Origin of the sequence: Actinospica acidithermotolerans (genome assembly GCF_018139625.1) — a bacterium.
In the GTDB taxonomy this organism is placed as follows: Bacteria; Actinomycetota; Actinomycetes; order Streptomycetales; family Catenulisporaceae; genus Actinospica; species Actinospica acidithermotolerans.
In genome coordinates, this window is sequence record NZ_JAGSOH010000393.1 from 1 (window position 1) to 402 (window position 402).

Here is a 402-nt window from a genome sequence, read left to right on the forward strand (position 1 = left end):
CACCACGGTATACCAGAGCAGGAAGCCCACGGCCGCGCTCACCACCAGCATGGCGAACCCGCCGAGCGCGCGCGTGGCGTACTGCTCCTCGTAGTAGAGGTAGAAGGCCGCGGTCATCCAGCAAAAGAGCACGAACACCTCGTAGAGGTTGCTCACCGGGATGTGGCCGATGTCCGGCCCGATGAGGTAGCTCTCGTACCAGCGCACCAGGGTGCCGATCAGCGCCATGGCGATCGCCACCCAGGCGATGCGCGAGCCCAGCAGCGACAGCGTTCCGCGCTCGCCGCGGGCGAACATGCCCAGCCAGTAGAACACCGTGCTGATGAAGAACAGCATGCTCATCCAGAGGATGGCGGACTGGCTGGAGAGGAAGTACTTGAGCCCGAACACGGTGTCCGCCCG

At 64.9% G+C, this 402-nt stretch carries 1 pseudogene; it reads right to left on the minus strand.

The features are described from left to right. Positions 1–402: pseudogene (locus tag KDK95_RS39100) on the minus strand (c-type cytochrome biogenesis protein CcsB); the annotation flags it as partial.